The 26,129-nt window shown below is 69.2% G+C and carries 23 protein-coding genes; 2 read left to right on the top strand and 21 right to left on the bottom strand.

The window, feature by feature from the left end:
- Positions 1-30 precede the first annotated feature (30 nt).
- A complete protein-coding gene (locus HNR11_RS10560; protein WP_179442225.1) occupies positions 31-2,049 on the bottom strand; it encodes a primosomal protein N' family DNA-binding protein in 2,019 nt (672 codons plus the stop codon).
- A gap of 98 nt (positions 2,050-2,147) precedes the next feature.
- On the opposite strand from HNR11_RS10560, the gene HNR11_RS10555 reads away from it, so the two are divergent.
- The gene (locus HNR11_RS10555; RefSeq protein WP_232301808.1) at positions 2,148-2,843 is read left to right on the top strand and encodes a TVP38/TMEM64 family protein; all 696 of its coding nucleotides are present in this window, start codon (positions 2,148-2,150) and stop codon (positions 2,841-2,843) included.
- Positions 2,844-2,951: 108 nt separating this feature from the next.
- Here HNR11_RS10555 and metK read toward each other — a convergent pair whose 3' ends face one another.
- From metK to HNR11_RS10455, 20 genes are all read right to left on the bottom strand, one after another.
- On the bottom strand, positions 2,952-4,169 hold the full coding sequence (metK, locus tag HNR11_RS10550) for a methionine adenosyltransferase (RefSeq protein ID WP_179442224.1): 1,218 nt from the start codon (positions 4,167-4,169) through the stop codon (positions 2,952-2,954).
- A gap of 44 nt (positions 4,170-4,213) precedes the next feature.
- The gene (locus tag HNR11_RS10545) at positions 4,214-5,509 is read right to left on the bottom strand and encodes a bifunctional phosphopantothenoylcysteine decarboxylase/phosphopantothenate synthase (RefSeq protein WP_179442223.1); all 1,296 of its coding nucleotides are present in this window, start codon (positions 5,507-5,509) and stop codon (positions 4,214-4,216) included.
- A 32-nt stretch (positions 5,510-5,541) separates the two neighbouring features.
- The gene (gene rpoZ, locus HNR11_RS10540) at positions 5,542-5,805 is read right to left on the bottom strand and encodes a DNA-directed RNA polymerase subunit omega (protein ID WP_058889324.1); all 264 of its coding nucleotides are present in this window, start codon (positions 5,803-5,805) and stop codon (positions 5,542-5,544) included.
- A complete protein-coding gene (gmk, locus tag HNR11_RS10535; protein ID WP_058889325.1) occupies positions 5,802-6,407 on the bottom strand; it encodes a guanylate kinase in 606 nt (201 codons plus the stop codon). Before gmk ends, rpoZ begins: the two co-directional genes overlap by 4 nt.
- Before the next feature lie 25 nt (positions 6,408-6,432).
- Positions 6,433-6,753 (bottom strand): integration host factor, actinobacterial type, encoded by a 321-nt coding sequence (gene mihF / locus HNR11_RS10530; RefSeq protein WP_058889326.1) that lies wholly within the window; start codon positions 6,751-6,753, stop codon positions 6,433-6,435.
- A gap of 125 nt (positions 6,754-6,878) precedes the next feature.
- Positions 6,879-7,826, bottom strand: coding sequence for an orotidine-5'-phosphate decarboxylase (gene pyrF / locus HNR11_RS10525; RefSeq protein WP_179442222.1), 948 nt, complete (start codon positions 7,824-7,826; stop codon positions 6,879-6,881).
- The gene (carB, locus tag HNR11_RS10520) at positions 7,823-11,200 is read right to left on the bottom strand and encodes a carbamoyl-phosphate synthase large subunit (RefSeq protein ID WP_179442221.1); all 3,378 of its coding nucleotides are present in this window, start codon (positions 11,198-11,200) and stop codon (positions 7,823-7,825) included. Before carB ends, pyrF begins: the two co-directional genes overlap by 4 nt.
- On the bottom strand, positions 11,193-12,497 hold the full coding sequence (gene carA / locus HNR11_RS10515) for a glutamine-hydrolyzing carbamoyl-phosphate synthase small subunit (protein WP_179442220.1): 1,305 nt from the start codon (positions 12,495-12,497) through the stop codon (positions 11,193-11,195). Before carA ends, carB begins: the two co-directional genes overlap by 8 nt.
- A complete protein-coding gene (locus HNR11_RS10510; RefSeq protein ID WP_246310384.1) occupies positions 12,494-13,045 on the bottom strand; it encodes a PH-like domain-containing protein in 552 nt (183 codons plus the stop codon). The genes carA and HNR11_RS10510 overlap by 4 nt, the downstream gene beginning before the upstream one ends.
- A complete protein-coding gene (locus HNR11_RS10505; protein WP_179442219.1) occupies positions 13,042-14,421 on the bottom strand; it encodes a dihydroorotase in 1,380 nt (459 codons plus the stop codon). Before HNR11_RS10505 ends, HNR11_RS10510 begins: the two co-directional genes overlap by 4 nt.
- On the bottom strand, positions 14,418-15,413 hold the full coding sequence (locus HNR11_RS10500; RefSeq protein WP_179442218.1) for an aspartate carbamoyltransferase catalytic subunit: 996 nt from the start codon (positions 15,411-15,413) through the stop codon (positions 14,418-14,420). The genes HNR11_RS10505 and HNR11_RS10500 overlap by 4 nt, the downstream gene beginning before the upstream one ends.
- Positions 15,413-16,009, bottom strand: coding sequence for a bifunctional pyr operon transcriptional regulator/uracil phosphoribosyltransferase PyrR (gene pyrR / locus HNR11_RS10495; RefSeq protein ID WP_179442217.1), 597 nt, complete (start codon positions 16,007-16,009; stop codon positions 15,413-15,415). Before pyrR ends, HNR11_RS10500 begins: the two co-directional genes overlap by 1 nt.
- A 139-nt stretch (positions 16,010-16,148) precedes the next feature.
- Positions 16,149-16,574 carry a transcription antitermination factor NusB gene (nusB, locus tag HNR11_RS10490; RefSeq protein WP_179442216.1) on the bottom strand — a complete coding sequence of 142 codons (426 nt, stop codon included), beginning with the start codon at positions 16,572-16,574 and terminating at the stop codon, positions 16,149-16,151.
- A gap of 8 nt (positions 16,575-16,582) precedes the next feature.
- Complete coding sequence (gene efp / locus HNR11_RS10485; protein ID WP_058889332.1) at positions 16,583-17,146, bottom strand: elongation factor P; 564 nt, start codon at positions 17,144-17,146, stop codon at positions 16,583-16,585.
- A gap of 109 nt (positions 17,147-17,255) precedes the next feature.
- Positions 17,256-18,413, bottom strand: a complete 1,158-nt coding sequence (gene aroB / locus HNR11_RS10480) for a 3-dehydroquinate synthase (protein WP_083504966.1) — start codon at positions 18,411-18,413, stop codon at positions 17,256-17,258.
- Positions 18,410-18,967, bottom strand: a complete 558-nt coding sequence (locus HNR11_RS10475; RefSeq protein WP_058889333.1) for a shikimate kinase — start codon at positions 18,965-18,967, stop codon at positions 18,410-18,412. The genes aroB and HNR11_RS10475 overlap by 4 nt, the downstream gene beginning before the upstream one ends.
- Entirely contained in the window at positions 18,967-20,214 is a 1,248-nt protein-coding gene (gene aroC / locus HNR11_RS10470) for a chorismate synthase (RefSeq protein ID WP_179442215.1), read from the bottom strand. The genes HNR11_RS10475 and aroC overlap by 1 nt, the downstream gene beginning before the upstream one ends.
- Positions 20,215-20,222: 8 nt before the next feature.
- The gene (locus HNR11_RS10465; RefSeq protein ID WP_179442214.1) at positions 20,223-21,206 is read right to left on the bottom strand and encodes a shikimate dehydrogenase; all 984 of its coding nucleotides are present in this window, start codon (positions 21,204-21,206) and stop codon (positions 20,223-20,225) included.
- Complete coding sequence (locus HNR11_RS10460; protein ID WP_179442213.1) at positions 21,203-23,128, bottom strand: endolytic transglycosylase MltG; 1,926 nt, start codon at positions 23,126-23,128, stop codon at positions 21,203-21,205. Before HNR11_RS10460 ends, HNR11_RS10465 begins: the two co-directional genes overlap by 4 nt.
- A 95-nt stretch (positions 23,129-23,223) precedes the next feature.
- Positions 23,224-24,654 (bottom strand): DUF349 domain-containing protein, encoded by a 1,431-nt coding sequence (locus HNR11_RS10455; RefSeq protein ID WP_179442212.1) that lies wholly within the window; start codon positions 24,652-24,654, stop codon positions 23,224-23,226.
- A gap of 90 nt (positions 24,655-24,744) precedes the next feature.
- Between HNR11_RS10455 and hisS the strand changes: the two genes are divergently transcribed.
- Positions 24,745-26,085 (top strand): histidine--tRNA ligase, encoded by a 1,341-nt coding sequence (hisS, locus tag HNR11_RS10450; RefSeq protein WP_179442211.1) that lies wholly within the window; start codon positions 24,745-24,747, stop codon positions 26,083-26,085.
- Positions 26,086-26,129 lie beyond the last annotated feature (44 nt).

Below are 26,129 nucleotides of genomic sequence, written 5' to 3'. Positions count from 1 at the left end.
AGATCCGTTGCTGCCGCACTGATGTGCCGATCAGAACTGGAGACTCTCGATGTCATCCAGCGCGATCCGCAGGCCCCGGCCGCCGCGCGCCGCGCCGGGGGGTGCGGCGCTGTGTGTGCGCCGGATCCTTCGGATCTCGGTGACCACGTTGGCGGCCTCGGCATAGCCGAAGAACAACAGATACCGGTGCCGACCATCCTCCAGCGGGGCCGGGCCGATCCAGGAACGTCCCTCCGGCAGCTGCACCTGGACCAGGAACGCCTCGGCCTCTGCGGGGTCACCGGTGAGGCTGAGCATCCGTTGCGCCGGGGGCAGCCCGAGCTCCAGACGGTTGTAGAGCTCTCTGCGGGCATAGCCCACGGGGTCCCAGCGCACCAGTGCGGCAGTGAGGTCCTCCGCCTCGGCGGTGATCACCACGGTGCCACCGTGAGTCTTGTGCGGGCGCACCAGGGAGGCGGCGCGGAACCAGCGGGAGAGCACCCGGCGCGGCACGTCCAGACCCTCGCGGCTGAGCTGGGTGTCTCCGTCGAGCAGCAGGGCTGTGGCATAGCCGGTCTGCGCCACCGGCTCCACCCCCGGGGTGCTGACCACCAGGGCCGGCTCCTGGCCGACCTCGGCGATCGGGTGATCAGAGGTGGAGGAGATCACCGGGGTGTTCGGGAAGGCGCGGCCCAGCTCCTGGGCGGTGCGATCGGCCCCGCGAGTGCCGGCACGGAAGGTGGTGGACCCGCACTCGGTGCAGCGGTGATCCCGATGGTGCAGCCCGCACCAGCGGCATTTCAGCGTCCGGGACTGCCCGTGGTGGGCCGGCAGGCTCAACGGTCCATGGCACTGCGGGCACTGCTGGCGGCTGCGGCACCGCTCACAGAGCACCGCTGGGATGAACCCGCTGCGCGCGACCTGCACCAGCACCGGCCCGTGCTGCAGACCGTCCCTGGCGGCCTTATACGCGGCAGCGGGGAGTCGGGCCTGCCGGAAGGCCGGTTCGCGCTCCTGCTCATAGGAGTCTGCCGTGGCGATCATCCGGGGCGCGACGCCGCGGCGCTCCTCACGCTCGGGTGCCACCTCGGTCAGCCAGCCGCGTTCGACGAGTCGCTGCACCTCCAGGCTCCGGGAGGTGGAGAGGAACACCAGCTCCGCACCGGTCTGCACGGTGCGCAGCAGCGCCACCTCGCGGACATGGTGGTAGGGAGCCCGGGGCGCGGCGTGGGTCTGCTCGGCGTCTTCGAAGACCATCAGCAGCCGGAGCCGAGCCACCGGAGCGAAGACGGCGGACCGGGTGCCCACTGCCACCCGGGCTTGTCCATAGCGCAGCTGCAGGAAGGACCGGTAGCGCGCCGAAGGGCCCATCTCTGCGGTCAGCTGGACCGCGACCCCGCTGCCCAGTGAGCCGGTGAGCACCTCCATGAGGGCTTCGACGTCGCGCTGGTCCGGAACGACGACGACGGCGTCCCCCTCCCCCGCAACACACTCCCGCACCCGGTCCAAGACCTGCGCCGTCCAGGACTGCTCGCCGTAGGACTTCAGCGCCAGTGCGGCGCTGCGGGGTCGCGGGTTTCCCGGGTCAAGCTGGACCTCGGGGACGCGCAGGCCGGCGAAGTCCTTCTCCACCCGCGCTGCCCGTGGCGGGATGGCTGCGCGCAGCACGTCTGCGGTGACCCCGGCTCCACGTTCCGCGACCTGCTGCGAGAGCTGGAGAATGTCCTCGGAGAGCACCGGCAGGGCGGTGACGAGCTTGGTGATCAGCGAGAGCCGGGAGGCGGTGGAGGGCTCCTGCTTCCGGCGCAGGACGTAACCGGTCATCTCCCGTCCGGAGAACCGCAGCTTGACCCGGGACCCGGGCACGATCTTCTCCGCCAGATCGATGGGCACCACGTAGTCGAAGGGACGGTCGAGGTGCGGAACGGCGGATTCCAGCAGGACTTCGGCCACGGGCAGGTCCTCCGTGGCCCCGGCGGGCAGCTGCGGAGCCGGCTGGGGCGCCAGCGAGTCCAGCAGGGCAGGTTGGTTCGACGGCTGCCCTGCCTGGGATGCCGGCTCCTGACCCACGCTGATCCACCCCTTTCACCGAGATCTTCACGAGATTTCTGCTGCCTTGCGATCGTATCGCTCGGCACGGACACGCACAGATGCGTAGAGTTGCGCTAATGAGTCAGAAAGCCCTCGGTCCCGCCTGGGGCTCCTTCATCCGCAACGCGCTGCTCGTGGCAGTGCTGGCAGGCATGATCTATGCCGCCTTCAACCTGCGACTGCCTCCCTTGGATGAGCTCCAGCAGCGCATCGAGGACTACGGCTGGGCCGGTTGGATGGTGTTCATCGCGCTCTACGCCGTGGTGGCGATGACGCCGATCCCGGTCACCGTCATGGCGGTCAGCGGCGGACTGATCTTCGGCACGCTGGAAGGAAGCCTGCTCTCGGTGATCGGAGTGCTCATCGGCTGCTTCGCCGCGTACCACCTGGCCCGACTCCTTGGCACCCAGGCCGTGCGGAAGTTGCTGGGCTCCCATGGCGAGAAGGTGGAGTCCCATCTTCACGACGCCGGGTTCGAGGCCGTCTTCGCTCTGCGGCTCACCCCGGGGGTCCCCTATTGGCCGGTGAACTACGGCAGCGGTGCCTTCGGCGTCTCCCAGCGCGACTTCGTGGTGGCCAGCATGATCTCCACCGTGCCGGGACAGGTCTCGCTCGTGGCGCTGGGAGCGTTCATCGCTGATCGCACCATCGTCAACGGCGTGGTGATCGGCGTGTCCTGGGCCGTGGTGATCGCTATGACCATCTGGGCCTACCGCAGCTGGCGCGGCAGCTCCAACCACCGCCTGCCGGGCGCTGAATCAACCGCTGACTGAGTGGCTGGTCCGTCGTGGCCCCCGGGAAGCGGCGCTGCAGCGCCTGCTGACTGAGATCTTCACTGAGTCAGGTCAGCGCTGAGTGATCCCGGGGCGGACTCAGCCGGGTCAGGCGTTGAAGAAGGACTTCAGCGCCTCGACCCGGTCTAGGCGCTCCCAGGGGAAGTTCTCGCCGTCGCGGCCGAAGTGGCCGTTCCTGGAGGTCTCACGGTAGATCGGACGCAGCAGGTCCAGGTCTTCGATGATGCCCAGTGGGCGCAGGTCGAAGACGGCGTCGATCGCGGCCGAGATCTGCGTCGGATCCACCTTCTCGGTGCCGAAGGTCTCCACGTAGATGCCCACCGGGTGGGCGCGTCCGATCGCGTAGGCGATCTGGATCTCGGCGCGGTCGGCCAGTCCGGCGGCGACCACGTTCTTCGCGACCCAGCGCATGGCGTAGGCGGCGGAGCGGTCCACCTTCGAGGGATCCTTGCCGGAGAAGGCACCGCCGCCGTGGCGGGAGAATCCGCCATAGGTGTCCACGATGATCTTGCGTCCGGTCAGTCCGGCGTCGCCCACAGGGCCGCCGACCACGAACGGACCCGAGGGGTTGATGATTTCCGAAAGCGCGCCCAGGTCCAGCCCGGTGTGCTCCAGCACCGGCGCGATGACCTGATCGCTGATCTCGGCCTGAAGCTGCTCCTGGGAGGTCTCTGCGGTGTGCTGTGTGGAGACCACCACGGTGTCGAGGCTGACCGGGCGGTCGCCGTCGTAGCCGATGGTGACCTGGGTCTTGCCGTCGGGCCGCAGATAGGCCAGCTGGCCGTCCTGCCGGACCTTAGTCAGCTGGGCGGAGAGCTGGTGGGCCAGCGAGATGGCGCTGGGCATGTAGCTGGGGGTCTCGTTGGTGGCGTAGCCGAACATGATGCCCTGGTCACCGGCGCCCTGGGCGTCGCGGCGGTCCTCTGCCCCGCCGCGGGCCTCCATGGAGTTGAACACTCCGGCGAAGATCTCCGGGGACTGCTGGCCGATCGAGATCGAGACGCCGCAGCGGGCGCCGTCGAACCCGTTGGCCGAGGAGTCGTAGCCGATGTCGAGCAGCGTGTTGCGCACGATCTGCGGGATCTCCACGTAGCCGGAGGTGGTGACCTCACCGGCCACATGCACCAGTCCGGTGGTGGTCAGCGTCTCCACCGCCACCCGGGAGTTCTTGTCCTCGGCGAGCATCGCGTCGAGGATCGCATCGGAGATCTGGTCACAGATCTTGTCCGGGTGCCCGATGGTCACAGATTCGGAGCTGAACAGGCGCAGCGAGGACCCAGCCGCGGGGGTGTTGGAATTCGTCACCCGGTCATCCTACGGCAGGCCGATCGGCACCTGAGAAGCCTGCTTCACACGAGGTAAGCGGCGGCCGCGGAGATGATCGCCTCGGCCGCCTGGTGCTTGGTTCCGCGCAGGGTGGTCACCGGCGCGGAAGACTCGGCGAGCGTCGGCGAGGTGAGGATGTGGATCTCGGTCTCATCCTGACCGAAGACCAGTGTCTCCCCCACCTGGTTGAGCACCAGCAGGTCACAGCCCTTGCGCAGCAGCTTGGCCTGGGCAAGCTGGAGCGGATCGGCCTCGGCGCTGCCGGTCTCTGCGGCGAAGCCGACGACGACGCCTGGCCCGGTGCCCGCGGACCGCCGGTTCTGGACTGTCTCGGCGAGGATGTCGGGGTTGCGCTCCAGGGTGATCACCGGGTTCTCGCCGTCCTCGGTCTTCTTGATCTTCTGCGCCGCGTAGGAGGTGGGGCGGAAGTCGGCGACGGCGGCGGCCATGATCAGCAGGTCGGCCTCCGGCGCGCGGCGTCCGACGGCGGCCTGCAGCTGCTCGGCCGTCTCGATGCGCTCCACGGTGATGTTCGCGACGTGCTCCGGTGCTTCGACGTCCATGATGCCGGCGATCAGATGCACCTGCGCCCCGGCGGCGGCGGCGGATTCGGCCAGGGCGATCCCTTGCTTGCCGGAGGATCGGTTGCCCAGGTAGCGCACCGGGTCCAGGGGCTCCCGGGTGCCGCCGGCGGTGACCACCACGCTGCGACCCTGCAGCGCGGGCTGCGCCTGGGGGTCCGGGGCGTAGAAGATCCCGGCACGGGGGGCGTAGGCGTAGGTCGGGCCTTGGATCTCGGCGATCAGCTCGCTGACCCGTTCGAAGATCTGCTCGGGTTCGGGCAGTCGACCGGGCCCGGTGTCCTTGCCGGTGAGCCTGCCTGTCGCGGGCTCCATGACCTCTGTTCCTCGGCCGCGCAGGACCTCGACGTTCTCGGCGGTGGCCACGCTGTTCCACATCTCGGTGTGCATGGCGGGCACCAGCAGCACCGGCGCCTCGGTGGCCAGCAACGTGGTGGTGAGGAGGTCATCAGCCATGCCGGCACGGGCCCTGGCCAGCAGGTCGGCGGTGGCGGGGGCGACGACGATCAGGTCGGCCTCCTGACCGAGCCGGACATGGCGGACCTCATCGACTCCGGAGAAGACCGAGGTGGTGACCGGCCGACCGCTGATCGCCTCCCAGGTGGCGCGCCCGACGAACTTCTCCGACGCGGGAGTGGGGATCACGTCCACCTGGTGGCCGGCTTCCCGCATGAGTCGCAGCAGGTGGACCGCCTTATAGGCGGCGATGCCGGCACTGACTCCTAGAACGATGCGCATCCGGCCAGATTACCTCGCGGGGTGCTGCGGGATCAGGAGGCGGGGTTGACCGCGGGGTGGTTGACCAGCAGGTCTTCGTTGATCTCGCGCAGCGCGATGGACATCGACTTCTCGTTGAGCTTGGTGTCCACCAGCGGCCCGACGTATTCGAAGAGTCCCTCGTGCAGCTGAGCGTAGTACGCGTTGATCTGGCGAGCGCGCTTCGAGGCGAAGAGGACCAGCGAGTACTTCGAGTCGCTCTTCTCCAGGAGGGAGTCGATCGACGGGTAGATGATGCCTTCGGTCTGCTCAGTCACTTGGGGAGTTGTCCTTCAGATTGGGGTGATGCATGGGTGAACCCCATGCGCGCTACGAGTTCGGCTGCGGCCCGGTCGAGCTCGTCGTTGATGATCGAGACGTCGAATTCCTGCTCGGCAGCAAGCTCTATCTTAGCCGTTTCCAGCCTGCGCTGCTGTTCCTCCTCGGATTCGGTGCCTCGACCGACCAGTCGGGACACCAGGTCCTCCCAGGACGGGGGCGCCAGGAAGACGAACTGCGCCTCCGGCATGGTGGCTCTGACCTGGCGTGCTCCCTGCAGGTCGATCTCGAGCAGGACCAGCTTCCCTGCGGCGAGAGCGGCGTCCACGGTGGAGCGCAGCGTGCCGTAGCGGTGCGTGCCGTGCACGGTCGCCCATTCCAGGAACGCCCCCTGCGCGACGAGCTCATCGAAGCGTGCAGGCTCGATGAAGTGATAATCGACACCGTCGACCTCGCTGGGCCGCGGCGGGCGGGTCGTCGCGGAGACCGAGAAGTGCACCTCTGGGTAGTGGGTGCGGATGAATCGGCTCAGCGTCGACTTCCCGACGGAGGTCGGTCCGGCGAGCACGGTGACGGCGGGACTGCCGGGGACTGCTGACAATGCACTGGCTCCTTGGGATGGATGGTCACCCCAATTCTGCCAGAAACTCCTTCAGTGCTCGCCGTTGCTTGACCCCGAGCCCACCGAGCCGCCGGTTCACCGAGATCCCCAGGTCTTCCAGCGCCTTGGTGGCGGTGACCCGGCCCACACCGGGAAGGGATTCCAACAGCTCCAGGGTCTTCAGCCGAGCGACCGCCTCTGAGCTGCTCGCTCGTTCCAGGACCTGATCGAAGCTCAGGCCCCCGTTGCCGAACTCCTTCTTCAGCTGGGCCCGCTCGACTCGCGCGGCAAGTGCCTTGCGGCGGGCGGTGTCCCGCTCTTCCTTGGTCAGTTCTCGCAGTGCCACGATTCTCCCCCAACTTCCGTGGTGCAGTCGCTCGGAACGGTTTTCTGCGGACGGCACCAGGTGATATGGAGCAGAATCTAGTGGTTGGAAGGTGGAACAGCAATAGAGAACGGCCTGCGGAGTTCTCAGCCCAGATCCGCCGTCGCTGACTCAATGGCCCTGGTCAGCGAAACCGGGTCGGGTCCGTGCCGCAGCACGCCCCGGGAGGAGTTCACCAGGACCTGGCTCGGGTAGCTGGCGCCGAAGCCGGTGCGCAGCGCCTGGGCATCGGCTCCCTGGGCTCCGTAGCCGGGTGCCAGCAGCGGCATCCGGCCGGCCCTGAGATCGATCCGATGCTCGGCGGCGAGCCGCGCCGTCGTGGCCCCCACGACCAGCCCGATGCTGCCCAGCTCGGCCGCGCCGGGGTCTTCGCCCGCGGCACGGGTCAGTGCTGCGGAGGCGGCGGCAGCCTCGGCCGCGATCTGACCGGCCACGGTGACTCCCTGGGCGTCGCGGGCCAGCTGCACCTGCTGACCCTCCGGGTTCGAGGTCAGCCCCAGCACGAAGAGACCTGCCTGATGCCGGGCGGCGGCCTCGACCGCGGGCTGCAGCGAGCCGAATCCAAGATACGGGCTCACGGTGAGCGCATCGGCGCCGAAGTCAGCCTCCGGGTTCAGCCACGCCTCGGCGTAGCCGGCCATGGTGGAGCCGATGTCCCCGCGCTTGGCGTCGGCGATCACCAGCAGTCCGGCCGCGCGGGCCTGGTGCTGGACCTCGCTGAGCACCTGCATGCCTGAGACCCCGAACCGCTCGAAGAACGCGACCTGGGGCTTGAGCACACCGACCCGACCGGTGCAGGCTTCGAGCACCCGGGCGCTGAACTCGCGCAGTCCCGCGGCGTCCTGGGTCAGTCCCCAGTCGGTGAGCAGCTGCGGGTGCGGGTCCAGACCCACACAGAGCCGACCGTGGACTCGCATCGCGGCGGCGAGCCGGCTCCCGAACGTGGCCCCGGCGGCCACGCCGGCCGAGACGCTCTGCTCCCCCGCAACGGCAGGCGCGCTCGGCTCCCCCGCGCCGGCCGGGACCGATCTCATGCCCCGCCCTGACCGATGAGTTCCGCCTGCTTCGGCAGCTCTCCCCGCTCTGACCGCTCAGCCTGGTGACGCTGCGCTGCCTGCTGCAGCCGCTCGGCGTGTTCCTGCAGCGATGCTACGGACCAGCTGAACTGGCCCAGCGCCTCGATGGCCTGCACCGCGGCGCCGAACTCGGCCACCGTGGTGATCACCGGGGTGCCCACCGAGGTGGCGGCGGCGCGGATCTCGTAGCCGTCGCTGCGGGCGTCACCGCCGGAGGGGGTGTTGATGATCAGGGCGATCTCCCCGCTCTCCACCCGCTCCAGGATGGTCCCGCCCTGGGTGTCGGCGTCGGCGATCTTGGCCACTGTGGTGGTCTCGACCCCGTTCCGGCGCAGCACATCGGCGGTGCCCCCGGTGGAGACGATGGAGAAGCCCAGGTCGGCCAGCCGCTTGACCGGCATGATGATCGCCCGCTTATCCCGGTTGGCCACTGAGACGAAGACCTTCCCGGCGGTGGGCAGCGGGTTGTTCGCCGCCTGCTGGGCCTTGGCGAAGGCGGTGTCGAAGTGCTTGTCGATGCCCATGACCTCGCCGGTGGAGCGCATCTCCGGGCCGAGCAGGGAATCGACCACGCGACCCTCGGGGGTGCGGAAGCGTGCGAAGGGAAGCACCGCCTCCTTCACCGAGACCGGGGCACCCGGGGGCAGCTCGGAGCCGTCGCCGGTGGCCGGGAGCAGACCGGAGAGCGGGTGGCCGGAGCCTTCCCGGAGCGCCGCGATGCTGACCCCGGTGCCGATGTGCGCGGCGGCCTTGGCCATCTGCACCCCGGTGGCCTTGGAGACGAAGGGCACGGTGCGGGAGGCGCGCGGGTTGGCCTCGATCACGTAGAGGATGTCCGAGGCCAGGGCGAACTGGATGTTGATCAGTCCCTGCACCCCGACTCCCTCGGCGATGGCCCGGGTGGCGACCCGGACGCGTTCCAGGACGTCGGGTCCCAGCGTGATCGGGGGGAGCACGCAGGCGGAGTCCCCGGAATGGATCCCGGCCTCCTCGATGTGCTCCATGATGCCGCCCACGAAGAGCTGCTCGCCGTCGTAGAGCGCGTCGACGTCGACCTCGATGGCGTCTTCCAGGAACCGGTCCACCAGCACCGGATGCTCCGGGGTGACTTCGGTGGCGTTGGCGATGTAGCGCTCCAGCCCGGGCTCGTCGTAGACGATCTCCATGCCGCGTCCGCCGAGCACGTAGCTGGGCCGCACCAGCACCGGGTAGCCGATGGAGTCCGCGACCCGCTTGGCGTCCTCGAAGCTGACCGCGGTGCCGTTCTTCGGCGCGATGAGCCCGCCGCGCTGGAGCACCTGGTCGAACTCGCCGCGGTCCTCGGCGAGGTCGATCGCCTCCGGGGAGGTCCCCAGGATGGTGACCCCGGCGTCGGCGAGCTGCTGGGCGAGCTTCAACGGGGTCTGACCGCCGAGCTGGACGAAGACCCCGGCCACTCCCCCGGTGCGCTCCTCGGCAGCGATCACCTCGAGCACGTCCTCCAGGGTCAGCGGCTCGAAGTAGAGCCGGGTGGAGACGTCGTAGTCGGTGGAGACGGTCTCCGGGTTGCAGTTGACCATCACGGTCTCATAGCCGGCCTCGCGCAGCGCCATGGTGGCGTGGACGCAGGAGTAGTCGAACTCGATGCCCTGACCGATCCGGTTGGGTCCGGAGCCCAGGATGATCACCGAGGGCGCCTCGTGCTGGACGATCTCGTCCTCGAGGTCATAGGAGGAGTAGTGGTACGGGGTGAAGGCCTCGAACTCCGCGGCGCAGGTGTCCACGGTCTTGTACACCGGGCGGATGCCCAGCGCGTGGCGGACCCCGCGGACCACTGCGGCGTCCATATGCCGCAGCGCGCCGATCTGCTCATCGGAGAAGCCGTGCCGCTTGGCCAGGCGCAGCGCCTCGACGTCGAGCTCCGGCGCGGAGGCCACCGCCGTCGCGGTCTCGTTGATCAGCTGCAGCTGATCCAGATACCAGGGGTCGATCCCGGTGATCTGGTGGACCTGCTCGATAGAGGCTCCGGAGAGCAGCGCCCGCTGCACCTGGTGCAGCCGATCGGTGGTCGCCGTCGCCATCTTGCTCAGCAGCTGCTCGAGCTCCTCGGGCTCGGCCCGGGTGAAGTCGAACTCGCTGCCGCGCTGCTCCAGGGAGCGCAGCGCCTTCTGCATCGCCTCGGTGAAGTTCCGGCCGAAGGCCATCGCCTCGCCCACGGACTTCATCGTGGTGGTCAGCGTGGGGTCCGCGGCGGGGAACTTCTCGAAGGCGAAGCGTGGGACCTTCACCACCACGTAGTCCAGCACGGGCTCGAAGCTGGCCGGGGTCTTCTGGGTGATGTCGTTGGGGATCTCGTCCAGCGTGTAGCCCAGGGCGAGCTTGGTGGCGATCTTCGCGATCGCGAAGCCGGTGGCCTTCGAGGCCAGCGCCGAGGAGCGTGAGACCCGGGGGTTCATCTCGATGACGACGACGCGGCCGGTCCCGGGCTCGATGGCGAACTGGATGTTGCAGCCACCGGTGGCGACCCCTACCTCGCGGATCACGTTGATCGAGATGTCGCGCAGCCTCTGGTACTCCCGGTCGGTCAGCGTCATGGCCGGGGCCACGGTGATCGAGTCCCCGGTGTGCACGCCCACCGGGTCGAAGTTCTCGATGGAGCAGACCACGACCACGTTGTCCTTGGAGTCGCGCATCATCTCAAGCTCGTACTCCTTCCAGCCCAGGATGGACTCCTCCAGGAGCACCTCCGTGGTCGGTGAGTACTGCAGCCCGGCACCGGCGATCCGGTGCAGGTCCTCCTCGTCATAGGCCATCCCGGAGCCCAGTCCGCCCATGGTGAAGGAGGGGCGCACCACCATCGGGTAGCCCAGCTCCTCGGCGGCGGAGAGCGCCTCCTCCATGGAGTGCACGATCAGCGACTTGGCGGACTCCGCCCCGGAGCGCTCCACCACGCCCTTGAACTTCTGCCGGTCCTCGCCGAGCTCGATGGCGGCGATGTTGGCGCCGATCAGCTCCACGCCGAACTTCTCCAGCACCCCGTCCTTGTCCAGCGCGATCGCCGTGTTCAGCGCGGTCTGCCCGCCCAGGGTGGGCAGCAGCGCGTCGGGGCGCTCCTTCTCGATGATCTTCGCGACCACCTCGGGGCTGATCGGCTCCACGTAGGTGGCGTCGGCGAACTCCGGGTCGGTCATGATGGTGGCCGGGTTGGAGTTGACCAGGATGACCCGCAGGCCCTCCTCCTTGAGCACTCGCAGGGCCTGGGTGCCGGAGTAGTCGAACTCGGCGGCCTGTCCGATCACGATCGGCCCGGAGCCGATGACCATGACGGACTTGAGGTCTTGACGCTTAGGCATTGAGTGGGTTCCCTCCGCGGGTCTCTGGGGCTGGGGTGAGGGCAGGGTCGTGGCTGATCGGGGTCACGGTGTCTGCGCCGGTCTGGGTGCTGGCATCGGTCATCAGCTCGACGAAGCGGTCGAAGAGGTAGGCCGAATCATGCGGGCCGGCGGCGGCCTCGGGGTGGTACTGGACGCTGAACGCCGGGATGTCCAGGCAGCGCAGGCCCTCCACGACGCCGTCGTTGAGGCTGGAGTGGCTGACCTCGACCCGGCCGAAGCGCTCCTGCGGCGCGGTGAGCACCTCGCCCACCGGTGCGTCCACGGCGAAGCCGTGGTTCTGCGAGGTGATCTCCACCTTGCCGGTGGCGTGGTCCATCACCGGCTGGTTGATCCCGCGGTGCCCGAACGGCAGCTTATAGGTCCCAAAACCCAGGGCTCGGCCCAGGATCTGGTTGCCGAAGCAGATCCCGAAGAACGGGGTCCGGGCCTCGAGCACCTCGCGCAGAAGCTCGATCTGGTTCGCCGCGGTCGCCGGGTCACCGGGCCCGTTGGAGAGGAAGACCCCGTCGGGGCCCAGTGCCTGGATCTCGGCGAAGCTGCTGGCGGCGGGCAGCACATGCACGCGCAGCCCGCGTTCGGCCATCCGCACCGGGGTCATGGTCTTGATGCCTAAGTCGATGGCGGCAACGGTCGCCACGATCTCATCGGACCAGCCGTGCTCGTGCGGCTCCACCACGTAAGCGGTGTCGGTGGAGACCTCTTCGGCCAGCCGCGCCCCGGCCATCGATGGCTGGGCCTTGACCTCGGTGATCAACTCGGCGATGGGGCGGGCTGCCTGGTCACCGGAGAAGATCCCGGCCTTCATCGCCCCGGCGCTGCGCAGGTGCCGGGTGATCGATCGGGTGTCCACGTCCTTGATCCCGACGATTCCCTGCACCTCCAGCTCCTCGTCCAAGGTGCGCCGGGAGCGCCAGTTCGAGGGGCGGCGGGCGGCGTCGCGCACCACATAGCCGGCGACCCAGATCTTGCGGGACTCGGCGTCCTCGTCGTTGATCCCGGTGTTGCCGATGTGCGGGGCGGTCTGCACCACGATCTGCCGGGCGTAGGACGGATCGGTGAGCGTCTCCTGATAGCCGGTCATCCCGGTGGCGAAGACCGCCTCGCCCAGGCGGGCGCCCCGGGCCCCGTAGGCGGCGCCGCGGTGCACGGTGCCGTCCTCGAGGACGAGCACAGCAGGGGCTGGGGCGGTCACGGGTGTGGCGGCTGGTGTGGCAGAGCTGCCGGTGTCCAGTGTGGCGGTGGTGTGCTGGGTCATGTTGGTGTTGACTCCTCGTCGGAGGGACGGATGACGGATGTGAGCTCGTCGAGGAGCTCCTGATGGGCCTCGGCGCGGCGGGCCCGGAAGGCGGTCTCCACAGACTCCTCGCCGAGCCGCCAGCCGATGATGACGGCGCCGTCGCGCTCCACGAACTTGCCCACCACCCCTCGGTCGGTGCGCACGTGCTCCAGCGAGGCGGCGGGGATCAAGTAGTTCCGGGCGCCGGAGCGGAAGACGGCGACGCCCTGGGGGTGCACCTCCAGGCGCCCGTTGGTGCGCAGGCCCAGCTCGTGGACGGCGATCCGGTCCAGGTAGTCCCCGGCCTTGACGGTGCCGACCACCATGCCTTCCGCGGCGGCGCGCGGCTGCTCCTCGAGCAGCGCGGCGGGGACCTCCTCGGGCGCCGGGAGACCGGCCTGGCGGCGTTTGCGGCCGCGCCAGCCCAGCCGGAGCAGGCCCAGCAGCACCACGATGATGCCCAGGGCGATCCACAGGTAGTTCAGATAGGTGCCGGTCATGTCCGCGGCGGTGGTCGCCAGTGTCATGCGCCCACCCCTGTGGCCGTCGCCTCGGCGGCGGGGCGGGGCAGCGGGGTGTTGAGCTCGCCGTCGAGCACCACCGGGTGCCCGTGCAGGAAGGTCGCGCGCACCGCGCCGGGCAGCTCCATGCCGCGGAACGGCGAGTTCCGGCCCTTGCTGGCGTGATCGGCGGGGTCCACGATCTGGATGGCCTCGGGATCCACCAGGACCAGGTTGGCCGGCTCGCCGGTCTCGATCGGGCGGCCCTGCTGGGCGTGTCGGTAGATCCGCGCCGGGACGCTGGAGGTGACCTCCGCGAAGCGTCGCCAGTCCATGAGCCCGGTGTTGATCATGGTCTTGATCACCACCGGCAGCGCGGTCTCCAGTCCGGTCATGCCCATGGCCGCGGCGGACCATTCGCACTCCTTGGCCTGGGTCGGGTGCGGGGCGTGGTCGGTGCCGATGATGTCGATGGTGCCATCGGCCAGCCCGGCGCGCAGCGCCTCGACGTCGGCGCCGGTGCGCAGCGGCGGGTTGACCTTGTACACCGGGTCATAGCCGCGGACCAGCTCGTCGGTGAGCAGCAGGTGATGCGGGGTGACCTCGGCGGTGACGTCGATCCCGCGCTCCTTGGCCCAGCGGATGATCTCCACCGAGCCTGCCGTGGAGACGTGGCAGATGTGCAGCCGAGCCCCCACGTGCTGGGCCAGCAGCACGTCGCGGGCGATGATCGACTCTTCGGCCACCGCGGGCCAGCCGGGCAGCCCGAGGATCGCGGAGACGTCGCCCTCGTTCATCTGGGCACCCTCGGTGAGCAGCGGCTCCTGGGCGTGCTGAGCGATGAACCCGTCCACCGTCTTCACGTATTCCAGTGCCCGGCGCATCAGCACCGGGTTGTGCACGCACATCCCGTCGTCGGAGAACATCCGCACCTGCGCGGAGGACTCCGCCATGGCTCCGAGCTCGGCGAGCCGTTCCCCGGCGAGCCCGACGGTGACCGCGCCCACCGGGTAGACCTCGGTCCAGCCCGAGGCCCGGCCCAGCCGGTGCACCTGTTCCACGACGCCGGCGGAGTCGGCCACCGGGGAGGAGTTCGCCATCGCGTGGACCGCGGTGAACCCGCCCTTGGCGGCTGCGCGGCTGCCGGTCTCCACGGTCTCAGCGTCCTCGCGGCCGGGTTCGCGCAGGTGGGTGTGCAGATCCACCATGCCCGGGAGCAGGACCAGGCCTTCAGCCTCAATCGTGGTGACCTGGCTGTCTGGCTCGGACCGCAGCCGGTCGGCCTCGACCCGGGCCTGGGGGCCGAGCGCGGCGATCCTGCCCTCGGCGAGCAGCACATCCACGGGGGTCTCGCCGTAGGGCTGCGCCTGAAGGATCAGGGTGGCAGTGGGGGTGGTGCTCATGCAGTGTTCCTCTCTGAGCTGCTCAGCAGCAGGTGCAGCACGGCCATGCGGACGGAGACTCCGTGGGAGACCTGGTCCAGGACCTGGTTCATCGGCGAGTCGGCGGCGGCGGCGGAGATCTCGACGCCGCGGTTCATCGGCCCGGGGTGCAGGATCATCGGGGTCTGACCGAGTGCTCCGCGGTGGGCTTGGAGACGGGCCAGCCGCTCATCGGTGAGTCCCCAGCGGCGGGTGTACTCCGCAGCGGTGGGGAAATACGCGCCGCCCATCCGTTCTGCCTGGACCCGCAGCATCATGATCGCGTCGGGTCCGGCGTCGGGCCCGGAGCCCAGCGCCTCGTCGAGGCTGTAGAACACGCTCACCGGCCACTTCTCCACGCCTACCGGCAGCAGCGTGGCCGGGGCGACCAGTCCGACGTCGGCGCCCAGGGTGCGCAGCAGCCAGATGTTGGACCGGGCCACCCGCGAGTGCAGGATGTCGCCCACGATCAGCACCCGCATGCCGGTCAGGTCGGTGCCGCGCGGGTCCTGTCCCTGGGCGGCGGAGAATCCGCGGCGCAGCGTGAGGGCGTCCAGCAGCGCCTGCGTGGGGTGTTCGTGGGTGCCGTCCCCGGCGTTGATCACCGCGCAGTCGGTCCAGTCCGAGGCGGCGAGCTGCGCGGCGGCCCCGGAGGCCCAGTGCCGCATCACGATCGCGTCGGCCCCGATCGCCTCCAGGGTCTGCACGGTGTCCTTCAGCGACTCCCCCTTCGAGACCGAGGAGCCCTTGGCGGAGAAGTTCATGACATCGGCGGAGAGCCGCTTGGCGGCGGCCTCGAAGGAGATCCGGGTGCGGGTGGAGTCTTCGAAGAACAGGTTCACCACGGTGCGTCCGCGCAGCGTGGGCAGCTTCTTGACCTCCCGGGTGGAGACCGCGGCCATCTCCTCGGCGGTGTCCAGGATGCTCAGCGCCTGGGTGTGGCTGAGGTCTGCGGTGGAGAGCAGGTGCCGCATCAGCGCTCACCCGCCGGGGACTTCACGCTGCGGCCGCGCTGGATGACCACGGCCTCCTCGCTGCGCGGAACCCCGTCGATCTCGTCGAGGAGCACCGAGACCCGCTCGTCGCGGGAGGTGGGCAGGTTCTTTCCGACATGGTCGGAGCGGATCGGCAGTTCACGGTGGCCGCGGTCCACCAGCACGGCGAGCCGGACCACGGCGGGGCGGCCCAGGGCCTGCAGTGCGTCCAGCGCGGCGCGCACGGTGCGTCCGGAGTAGAGCACGTCATCGACCAGGACCACCGTGGCGCCGTCGATCCCGGCTCCGGGGATCGTGGTCGGCTCTGGGGTCCGGGCGCCGTGGGCGCGCAGATCATCGCGGTAGAGCGTGATGTCCAGGGATCCGATGGCCTGGGCCGGGTCGAAGCCGGGGTCGATCCGGGCCAGTCGCTCGCCCAGGCGGCGGGCCAGAATGGTCCCGCGGCGTGGGATGCCGAGCAGCAGGAGACCTTCGACCCCGCGATGGGATTCGACGATCTCGTGGGCTATGCGTGTGAGTGCCCGGTCCATGTCGGCGGCGGACATCACATGAGAGGTCTCGGGTGAGGGTGTCACCGTATGACTCCTTCCTCGCCTCACTGGACGATGTTTAAAGGAAGTCTGGATCTTCAGTTATCCGCTGCGCACACCCGCTCTCGGCGGAGCCTGCGCAACGATCATCGCGGCGCGAGGTTTCCGGGCCGCGACGCTGTGCTCACTCTACGTCATCGACCTCGACCAGCGTGGGCTTGAGCTGCTGGAGCCTGCCGAGCAGGCCGTTGACGAAGCTGGGCGAATCATCGGTGGAGAGCTCCTTGACCAGCGCGACCGCCTCGGCGACCGCCACGTTGTCCGGGATCTCGGTGTTGCACAGCAGCTCCCAGGCCCCGATGCGCAGCGCCATCAGGTCCACCCGGGGCATCCGCTCCAGGGTCCAGCCCCTGGCGTAGGTGGCCAGGATCTCGTCGATGTGCGACTGTTCGGACTTCACCCCGTCGATGAGCTCCAGGACGTAGTCGTTGACGATCAGGTCGTTGCGCTCGCGCCGGACCCGCAGCACCTCGAAGGGGTCCATATCGCGCTGCTCAGCCTCGAAGAGGATCTCCAGGGCCCTGCGGCGGGCTTTGCTTCGCTTTGCCACTGCGGGGATCAGTCCGTGACTCGGCCGAGATAGTCCGAGGTCCGGGTGTCGACCTTGACCCGAGTGCCCTGGTCCACGAACAGCGGGACCTGGATCTCGTGGCCGGTCTCCAGGGTGGCGGACTTGGTGCCGGCATTGGAGCGGTCGCCCTGCAGGCCCGGCTCGGTGTAGGTGATCTCCAGGATCACCGAGGGGGGCAGGTCCAGGTAGAGCGGGGTGCCGTCGTGCAGCGCGATGGTCACCTCATGTGATTCCAGCAGGAAGTTCGCGGCATCACCGACCACCGTGGCGGGCACGGTGATCTGGTCGAAGTCGCGCAGGTCCATGAAGACGAAGTCGTCGCCGTCCTGGTAGAGGTACTGGTAGTTCGAGCGGTCCACCGTGGCGAACTCCACCTTGGCTCCGGCGTTGAAGGTCTTGTCCACGGCCTTGCCGGTGCGGATGTTCTTCAGCTTGGTGCGCACGAAGGCGCCGCCCTTGCCCGGCTTGACGTGCTGGAACTCGAGCGTGTTCCACAGCTGTCCCTCCAGCTTGAGGACGGAGCCGTTCTTGATGTCATTCGAGCTGGCCACAGTCTGCCTTTCCTGGGTGTTGAGGGCACGGAGTGCTTGGCGCGCCGCACTCTTGCGCGGCGGGCGCTCCACGCGGCGCCAATCGATTGTACAGGCTCCCCGGCGCGGCTCAGAGCGAGATCATGCTGCCGGTCTCGGGCTGGGCGATCTCCTGGTAGGTCGCGAAGAGGATCGAGGCGTCCGGGATCTCTACGGTGACCGGCTGTCCCTGGCCGCCGAGCAGCACGAAGCGCAGCTGGTCCCCGCGGTTCTTCTTGTCCCGGCGGATGCCTTCGAGCAGCTGGCTCCACCGGTCGTCGCGGTAGCTGGTGGGCAGCCCGAGCAGGTTGAGCACCGCGTGGTGGCGGTCGGCGGTCGCGTCGTCGAGCCGTCCCAGGCTGCGCGCCAGCTCGGCGGCGAAGATCATGCCCACCGAGATGGCCGCGCCGTGGCGCCACTGGTAGCGCTCGGCGAGCTCGATGGCGTGACCCAGGGTGTGGCCGTAGTTCAGGGACTCGCGGACACCGGACTCCAACGCGTCCTGCCCCACCACCTCGGCCTTGACCGAGATGGCGCGCTCGATGAGCTCACGGATCTGCCAGGAATGGGGGTTCTGCGCCTGCTCCGGGGCCGCCTCGATGATCTCGAGGATCCGCTCGTCGGCGATGAAGCCACATTTGACGACTTCGGCCAGGCCGGCGACCAGCTCATTGCGCGGCAGGGTCAGCAGCGTGTCCAGATCGGCGAGGACTCCGGCGGGCTGGTGGAAGGAGCCCACCAGGTTCTTGCCCTCGGAGGTGTTGATCCCGGTCTTCCCGCCCACGGCGGCGTCGACCATGCCCAGCAGCGTGGTGGGCATGTGGACCACCCGGATCCCGCGCAGCCAGGTGGCTGCCACGAAACCGGCGGCGTCGGTGACCGCACCGCCGCCGACGGCGACGATGGCGTCGGAGCGGGTGAAGTCGTTCTGTCCCAGGACCTGCCAGCAGAAGGCGGCGACCTGGATGTGCTTGCCCTCCTCGGCGTCGGGGATCTCGGCGACCAGCGCCTGGTATCCGGCCTTCTCCAGGTCTTCACGGACCACGTCGCCGGTGGCGCGCAGCGCCCGCGGGTGGATCACCAGGACGCGTTCGGCCTGCGGGCCCACCAGGGATGGCAGCCGGGAGAGCAGCCCGTTGCCGATGATGACGTCATATCCCAGCTCCTGACCGCCGGTTCCGGCGCCCTCTCCGACGGTGATGATCGTGGGCTCAGGGGCAGAAGCCTCGGTCTCGGCCTGGTGGCTCATACGTTTGGGTCTCTCCTGGGGGTGTGGTTGAGGGCTCGCACGATGTTCTCGACGCGGGCGTCGATGTGGGCATCGTCCGGGGTCATGACGATATCAGCGCAGTCTCGATAGATCTGCTCGCGCTCGGCGTAGATGCGTCTCCAGGACCCGACGGGATCCTCGCCGAGGATGGGTCGGGTGGAGCCGTCACCGAGGCGCAGCGCCGCCTGGTCCTCGGTGAGGTCCAGCATGATCACCAGCTGCTCTCGCAGCAGGGCGCGGGTGGTGGCGCTGAGCACCGCCCCGCCACCGAGGCTGATCACCGAGGGACGTGGGGAGTCGAGGAGCTCGGCGACGATGCTCTCCTCCTCGGCACGAAAGTCCTGTTCGCCGTGGAGTGAGAAGTACGCCGGGATGGCGCCGTGCCGGGCCACGAAGAAGTGGTCGCTGTCCACGTGGGGCCGGTGGAGCCTGCGCGCCAGGGCGGCGCCCACAGTGGACTTCCCCGAGCCCATGGGGCCGATCAGCACGATGTTGCGGCTCTCGCCGCGCTCGGCGGGTGCCGGTTGGCGCATCAGTCTTGCATCGCGGCGGGAGCCTGCAGCGGGTCTCCATCCGCGCCGGCGCCGGAGGGGTCGCCGCCGAGTTCGGGAAGGTTCTGCAGGTAGCTGCGCAGATTGCGCTGGACCTCGGCCACCGAGTCTCCGCCGAACTTTTCCAGCACGGCCTCGGCGATGACCAGTGCCACCATGGCTTCTGCCACGACGCCGGCAGCGGGGACCGCGCAGACGTCGGAGCGCTGGTGGTGGGCGGTGGTGGCTTCCCCGGTGGCGGTGTCCACGGTGCGCAGGGCGCGCGGGACGGTGGCGATGGGCTTCATCCCGGCGCGGACCCGCAGCGGGCCGCCGATGCTCATGCCGCCCTCGATGCCGCCGGCGCGGTTGGAGGTGCGGGTGATCTGTCCGTCCTCATCCAGGGCGATCTCATCATGGGCGGCGGAGCCGCGGCGGCGGGTGGTCTCGAAGCCGTCGCCGACCTCGACCCCCTTGATCGCCTGGATGCCCATCAACGCGCCGGCCAGCCGGGAGTCCAGCCGGCGGTCCCAGTGCACGTAGCTGCCCAGGCCCGGCGGAAGCCCCTCCACGATCACTTCGACGACCCCGCCGAGGGTCTCCCCTGCTCGGTGGGCGTCGTCGACCTCGGCGACCATCCGCTCTGAGGTCTCGGCGTGGAAGCAGCGCAGCGGATCGGCGTCCAGGGCCTGGGCGTCGAGCGCGCCGGGCAGCGGTGCGTCGGCTGGGACCTGCACCGGTCCGATCGCGGTGGTGTGCGAGACCGTGGTGATCCCCAGCTCGTCCAGGAAGGACTGGGCGGCGGCGCCGAGGGCCACGCGGGTGGCGGTCTCCCGCGCCGAGGCGCGCTCCAGGACCGGGCGGGCCTCGCCGAAGCCGTACTTCTGCATCCCGGTGTAGTCGGCGTGACCTGGGCGGGGACGGGTCAGCGGGGCGTTGCGAGCCAGGTTCTCCAGCTCGGCAGGATCCACCGGATCGGCCGACATCACCTTCTCCCATTTGGGCCACTCGGTGTTGCCGACCTCGATGGTCAGCGGACCGCCGATGGTCACGCCGTGGCGCACCCCGGCCAGCAGCGCGACCTGGTCCTTCTCAAACTTCATCCGGGCACCACGCCCATAGCCCAGGCGGCGGCGGGCGAGCTTCTCCTGCACCGCCGCGGTGTCCAGCGTGACGCCGGCAGGAAGCCCTTCCAGGATTCCGACGAGGGATTTGCCGTGTGATTCTCCGGAGGTGAGCCAGCGCAACATGGGGTCCATCATAAACCGATGGAGCGCCGCATCTTCGCCACCATCTCGGCGTGGGACCCCGTTGAGAGGGCCTCGGCGGGGGTCGAGGTGCCGGAGCTGAACAGCTCGACCTGCCGCACCGCCTGGTGCAGCAACATCACCAGACCGCTGACCACCTGGCCTCCGGCGGTCGCCCAGGCCTGCGCCAGCGCGGAGGGCCAGGGGTCGTAGGCGACGTCGAGCAGCGGCACCGGGTGGGAGAGTCGAGGAAGCGTGGCGGCGAGCTCGTCGGCGGCGCGCGGCGGCAGGGTGGAGACCACAGCCCGCAGACCCACACCCTTCAGATTCGCGCCGTCCAGATCCGCGACATCAGACCCCATCGCGTCCAGACCCGCCGCCTCCGCCGGCTGCACGGCGGGGACCAGGTCCCCCGGCAGGGCGGCGAGCTCAGAGACGCTGAACTGCAGACCCAGCGCCGCGGCGACCGGCGCCAGTTCCAGCGCCCGGGGCCGTGAGCGTGCATAGCTGCGCACCTCGGTGAAGCCGAGCTCGGCGGCGGCGGCAAGTGCCGCGGTGGCGGTGGCCCCGGCTCCGATGATCCCGAAGGTGCCCGACGACGACGTCCGCTGGTGCAGCCCGGCCTCACCCAGGGCCGCGACGATCCCGTCCACGTCGGTGTTCTCACCCAGCAGCAGCCCGGCACTCTTCGGTGATGCCTCGCCGTTCGCGGCGGGGCGGTGGATGACGGTGTTGAGCACCCCGAGCGCGCGGACCCGGGCCGAGGGCCGGTCCACGACGCTGACCATGGCGGCCTTCAGCGGCATGGTCACCGACCATCCCATCCAGTCACCGGCGGCGCCCGCCCCACGCAGGAAATCCTGCAGGGACTCCTCGGGAACGTCGATGCGCCGGTACTCGGCGTCGAGGCCGAGGTGCTCATAGGCTGCGGCGTGCAGCACCGGGGAGAGTGAGTGGGCGATCGGGTGGCCCAGTACGGCGGCCTGAAGCGTCACGGGGCCGCGTTGTCCTGAGCGGGCTCCCCGTCGCAGATCCCGGGGTTGTCCTCGCAGTAGGCGTTGAACTCGTCCACGTAGCCCAGGTGCTCCTGGTAGTCCTCGGCGAACTTCGTCTCACCGGTCTCCAGGTCCACGGTGACCCAGTAGAAGTAGTCGTTCTCGTCCGGGTTCGCGGCGGCTTCCAGGGTCGCCATGTTCGGAGCGGCCACCGGGCCGGGGGGAAGGCCTGGGTTCTGGTAGGTGTTGTATTCGTTGGAGGCGTCGGCGCGCTCCTCCTCAGTGAAGTGCACGCTCTGGGTGCCGAGCCCATAGATCACCGTGGCGTCGATCTGCAGCAGCCCATCGGTCTCGGAGTTGCCGGGGTCCAACCGATTCTCGATGATCCCGGCGATCTCCTCATAGTCTCCCGGCAGGCCCTCGGCGGTGAGCAGGGAGGCGACGATCACCGTGCGCCACTGCTCCTCCTCCTCGGTGATCCCGAGCTCCTCGAGCCGCTCGAAGGTGGTGTCCACCATCTGCTGCAGGATCTCCTGGGGCGATGCCTCCAGGCTGGGCTGATACTCCCCGGCCGCGAGGTATCCCTCGAGGGTCTCCGCCTCCTCGGGCAGGCCATAGGCGCTGGGGTCATCGGCGGCGGCCCGGATGTCGCTCTCCGGGATACCGGTCTGTGCGGCGATCGAGTTCAGCGCCGCATCGATGCGGGTGTTGTCCTGCAGCGAGATGTAGTGCAGCGCCTCACCCTCTTCGAAGATCACCGCCAGAGCGTCGGCAGCCGGCATCTGTTCACGCAGCTGGAACTCCCCGGGCTGCAGCTCGGGGGCGTCCTCGAGCTCTGCGAACGCGTCGTCGAAGGCGTCGTCGCTGGCGATGATCCCGGCCTCCAGCAGCCGGCTGCGCACCAGCGCGGGCCCGTCGCCCTGTTCCACGGTGAACTCCACGACCTCCCCCGCCTGGGTCTCGAAGTCTTCCGGGCCGCCCCCGCCGAACAGGGACTGCAGCACCACCACGAAGCCGACCAGCAACACCGCGAAGAGCCCGAAGGCCACGCTGAGGGTGAGGTTGCGGCGTCGACGCTTGCTGCGACGCTTCTCCAGCACCGCCTGGGTGGCGCCCCCCTCGACGGCGGAGACCGTCTGGTAGCCGCGGCCGTGGGTGGAGGATGAGATCAGCAGCGGTGTGCCGTCGTCGTCGTGTTCGATGCGGGTGCCTTCGTAGTAGTCGTCCCCGAGGTCCTGCGCGTAGTCCTCTTCATAGTCATCCTCCAGCGGAAAGCCGGACTCGTCCTCGAGCGCCGCTTCGGAGTCCTCGTCGATCTCGTCCTCCGGGCGCACCTGGTCCGCCCCGGTCACCACCTGGTCGAAAGGCGTGGACGCTGAGGGAGCCATGGGGCCGGGGGCGGGCTGTGCTGCGGAGGGCTCAGCCGGGGCCGAATCGTCAGGGGTCTGCAGAGAGGGGGTCTGCGGAGAGGGGGTGTGCGGGGATCCGGGCTGCTGGGACCGGTACGGGTGTGCTCGGTGCTGCGGGTCTTCGCGCTCCAGCTTGCCCTGGGGCACGTCTTCCTGGTTGAAGATCACCGATCCCTGGCGTGGTGCGATGGCGGGGAGCCCGGTGCTCGGCAGATCAGAGGCGGGGCTGGAGGGGCTGCTGGCCGGTCGTGGGGCGGGCATGTCCGCAGACCCGGGAGTCCGCCGCGGCTCGGAACTGTGGGTTGTGTCCTGTGCCGGCACTGCCGGGTCCTCGGCAGCAGCCTCGGCGGAGGCGGCCGAGCGGGCGCGCACAGTGCGCAGCGTCTCATCCAGGGCGCGCTTCTGTGCGGCGCTCTGCCGCTCGCGCTGCGCAGCGAGTTCGCGGTCCCGCGCTTCGCGAATCTCGCGACGGCTGCGCGGGGCGCCCGACTCATGCGGCTGTTGATCGCTCACGCGGGGGTCCTCACTGGATGTCGACGGCACAACGTCGGTGACCCACCTGCGAAGCCGAACGGGTCACCGAATCTTTGACGAGTGTAATCCATTCGTTACTTCAACATATCTCGCCAGCTTCTTCGGGCGTCCAATGCTTCTTTCGCTGCCGCAATCGATGCAGCGTCGCCGCTGGCCTGGGCGGTCTCCAATGCGGCCTCGAGTTCTGCAATGGCGTCATCGAGCTGGGTGAGCATCGAATTCTGCCGCGCAATGGTCTCAGGATCGGTTTTGCGCCAGTGTGACTGCTCGGCGTCACGGAAGGCGTCCTGGACCCGCTTGAGCCGGTTCTCGGTGGACTTCATGTCCGCGCGCGGCACCCGCCCGGCCTCATCCCAGCGGTTGAGCAGACCCTGGTACTTCTCGCGGACCGCGTCCGGGTTCTCGATCGGCAGCAGCGCCTCGAATTCTTCCAGCAGCGCCAGCTTCACCGTGAGGTTCTCGGCGTACTCCGCGTCCGTCTGGGCGTTGGCCTGGTCCCGGGCGCCGAAGAACACGTCCTGGGCGGCCCGAAAGCGGGCCCACTGCGCGTCGTCGGTCTTGCGAGCACCGCGGCCCAGCGCCTTCCAGTCGTCCATCAGCCGGTGGTAGGCCTTGGTGGTGGCCCCGTAGTCCTCGGAGTCCTTGAGCTTCTCGGCCTCGGCGATCAGCGCCTCTTTGGCAGCCTTGATGTCCCCGTGCTCCTTGTCCCGGGAGGCGAAGAAGGCGCGCCGGTTCTTCTCGAAGAGGTTCCGAGCGGCGCGGAACCTCTTCCAGAAGGGATCTTCCTGAGACTTGGTCAGCCGTGGCGGCTTCTTCTGCTCCGCCTTCCACGCCTCGAAGAGCTCGTTCATCCGCGCCTGGGCGCTCTTCCAGTGCTGAGTGCTCGGATCAGCCTCGGCGAGCTGTTCCACCTCGGCGACGATCTGCTCCCGGGTGACCAGATGCGCGGCGAGCAGCGCTTCGGCCTCCCGGCTCTCGGCTGCGGCGCGCTGGTCGATCTCTGCGGAGATCTCCGTGGTGAGCGAGCTCAGAGCGGCGACGTCGCCGACCCAGGTGCCCTCGGTGAGTTCCTGGCGGATATGGCGCAGCGAGTCATGCAGCGCCTTGGCGGAGTCCGCGCCGGCCGCGGCGCGTGCCCGCAGCAGCAGCGCCCGGTTGTAGAGCTCGTCGAACTTCCGGGTGAAGTAGTGCAGCGCCTCATCTGCGCTGGCCCCGGAGAACTGCCCGACGTAGGTCTCCCCGGGCTGAGCCTGAGAGGCCGCCGTCGAGGGCGCAACCTCGGTCTCCGCAGCAGCGGGGACAGCGGCAGCGCCGTCGGCCTGAGCCGGCGCGGAGTCAGCGGCAGCGCCGTCGGCCTGAGCCGGCGCGGAGTCAGCGGCAGCGCCGTCGGCCTCCGGCTGTGCAGGGGTCAGGGCGTAGACATGGCCCTCCTCGTCCACCCGGGCAAAGCGGCGGGCGTCATCGAGTGAGGTCTCATGGTGGTCGGGCTTGACTGCAGGACTCATGCCACCAGCCTACCGGAGCCGTTATGCTGAACGGGCCCGATTCCGGGCCGCCCATGACTCCCCGACGATCCAAGGACTGCGCGCACACCCATGGCACGAACCACCTCTCTCTCCGGCTTCACCGAATGGCTCCCTGAGGAGCGCCTGGTGGAGCTGCACGTGCTGGACACGCTTCGTGAGGTGTTCGAACGCCACGGCTTCGCCTCCATCGAATCCCGGGCGGTGGAGACCATCGACACCCTGCTGCAGAAGGGTGAGATCGACAAGGAGATCTACGCGGTCTCCCGGCTCCAGGAGGAGGCAGGCCGGGACGCCCGGCTGGCGCTGCACTTCGACCTGACCGTGCCCTTCGCGCGCTACGTGGTGGAGAACGCCGGTCACCTCGACTTCCCGTTCCGGCGCTACCAGATCCAGAAGGTCTGGCGCGGTGAGCGCCCGCAGGATGGGCGCTACCGCGAGTTCACCCAGGCCGACATCGACCTGGTCGGCGACGGCGCACTGCCGTTCCGCAGCGATGTCGAGATCGGCGTGGTCATGGCCAAGGCGCTCGAGGCGCTGCCGATCGGTGACTTCATGCTGCGGGTGAACAACCGCAAGCTCTCCGAGGGCTTCTACCGCTCCATCGGAGTCACCGACACCACCGCGGTGCTGCGCGCGATCGACAAGCTGGAGAAGATCGGAGCGGAGAAGGTCAGCGAGGAGCTGGTCTCCTCCGGCGCGGCCACTCCGGAACAGGCGCAGCAGGCGCTCCAGCTCGCCGCGATCCGCGCCACCGACACCTCCTTCGTCCCCGCAGTGAGCGCACTGTTGGGCGAGAAGCAAGCCGATGAGCTGCTCGAGGCCGGACTGGCCGAGCTTGAAGAGGTCGTCGCAGAGCTGAACAAGCGGGTGCCCGGCCGGGTCACCGCCGATCTCTCGATCGCCCGCGGACTCGACTACTACACCGGCACGGTCTATGAGACGGTGCTCCTCGGCCACGAGTCCCTGGGCTCGATCTGCTCCGGCGGCCGCTACGAGTCGCTGGCCTCCAAGGGCAGGCGCTCCTTCCCCGGGGTCGGGCTCTCCATCGGGGTGACCCGGCTGGTCTCGCGGATCCTGGCCGAGGGCGGGCTCTCCGCCAGCCGCAAGGTCCCGGCGGCGGTGTTCGTGGCGCTGCGCTCCGACGCCGACTGGGGTGCCGCCCAGGACGTCGCCGACGCGCTGCGCACCCGAGGGATCAACGTCGAGGTCGCTCTGCAGGCAGAGAAGTTCGGCAAGCAGATTCGCCACGCTGATCGCCGCGGGATCCCCTACGTCTGGTTCACCGAGGGCGACGGCGCCCACGAGGTCAAGGACATCCGCTCCGGCGACCAGACCTCCGCCGACCCCCAGAGCTGGGTCCCAGCGGCCCAGGACCTGCTCCCGCGGATAGTAGAATCGGCCACCGACTGACTCGCCGGGCCGCTGGCCCGCATCCGAGCAACTGATCCCCCAGG

The organism is Nesterenkonia sandarakina (genome assembly GCF_013410215.1).
In the GTDB taxonomy this organism is placed as follows: Bacteria; Actinomycetota; Actinomycetes; order Actinomycetales; family Micrococcaceae; genus Nesterenkonia; species Nesterenkonia sandarakina.
This window is presented reverse-complemented; position numbering and strand designations above follow the sequence as displayed.

Bases quoted from the DNA above. Each gene is read 5' to 3' on its own strand.
- aroB (WP_083504966.1), bottom strand. From the start codon at position 18,413: ATGAGCCACCAGGCCGAGACCGAGGCTTCTGCCCCTGAGCCCACGATC.
- HNR11_RS10500 (WP_179442218.1), bottom strand. From the start codon at position 15,413: ATGCGGCACCTGCTCTCCACCGCAGACCTCAGCCACACCCAGGCGCTG.
- HNR11_RS10455 (WP_179442212.1), bottom strand. From the start codon at position 24,654: ATGAGTCCTGCAGTCAAGCCCGACCACCATGAGACCTCACTCGATGAC.
- HNR11_RS10555 (WP_232301808.1), top strand. From the start codon at position 2,148: ATGAGTCAGAAAGCCCTCGGTCCCGCCTGGGGCTCCTTCATCCGCAAC.
- carA (WP_179442220.1), bottom strand. From the start codon at position 12,497: ATGACCCAGCACACCACCGCCACACTGGACACCGGCAGCTCTGCCACA.
- pyrF (WP_179442222.1), bottom strand. From the start codon at position 7,826: ATGAGATCGGTCCCGGCCGGCGCGGGGGAGCCGAGCGCGCCTGCCGTT.
- HNR11_RS10545 (WP_179442223.1), bottom strand. From the start codon at position 5,509: ATGCGCATCGTTCTAGGAGTCAGTGCCGGCATCGCCGCCTATAAGGCG.
- hisS (WP_179442211.1), top strand. From the start codon at position 24,745: ATGGCACGAACCACCTCTCTCTCCGGCTTCACCGAATGGCTCCCTGAG.
- aroC (WP_179442215.1), bottom strand. From the start codon at position 20,214: ATGTTGCGCTGGCTCACCTCCGGAGAATCACACGGCAAATCCCTCGTC.
- HNR11_RS10475 (WP_058889333.1), bottom strand. From the start codon at position 18,967: ATGCGCCAACCGGCACCCGCCGAGCGCGGCGAGAGCCGCAACATCGTG.
- HNR11_RS10510 (WP_246310384.1), bottom strand. From the start codon at position 13,045: ATGACACTGGCGACCACCGCCGCGGACATGACCGGCACCTATCTGAAC.
- carB (WP_179442221.1), bottom strand. From the start codon at position 11,200: ATGCCTAAGCGTCAAGACCTCAAGTCCGTCATGGTCATCGGCTCCGGG.
- HNR11_RS10505 (WP_179442219.1), bottom strand. From the start codon at position 14,421: ATGAGCACCACCCCCACTGCCACCCTGATCCTTCAGGCGCAGCCCTAC.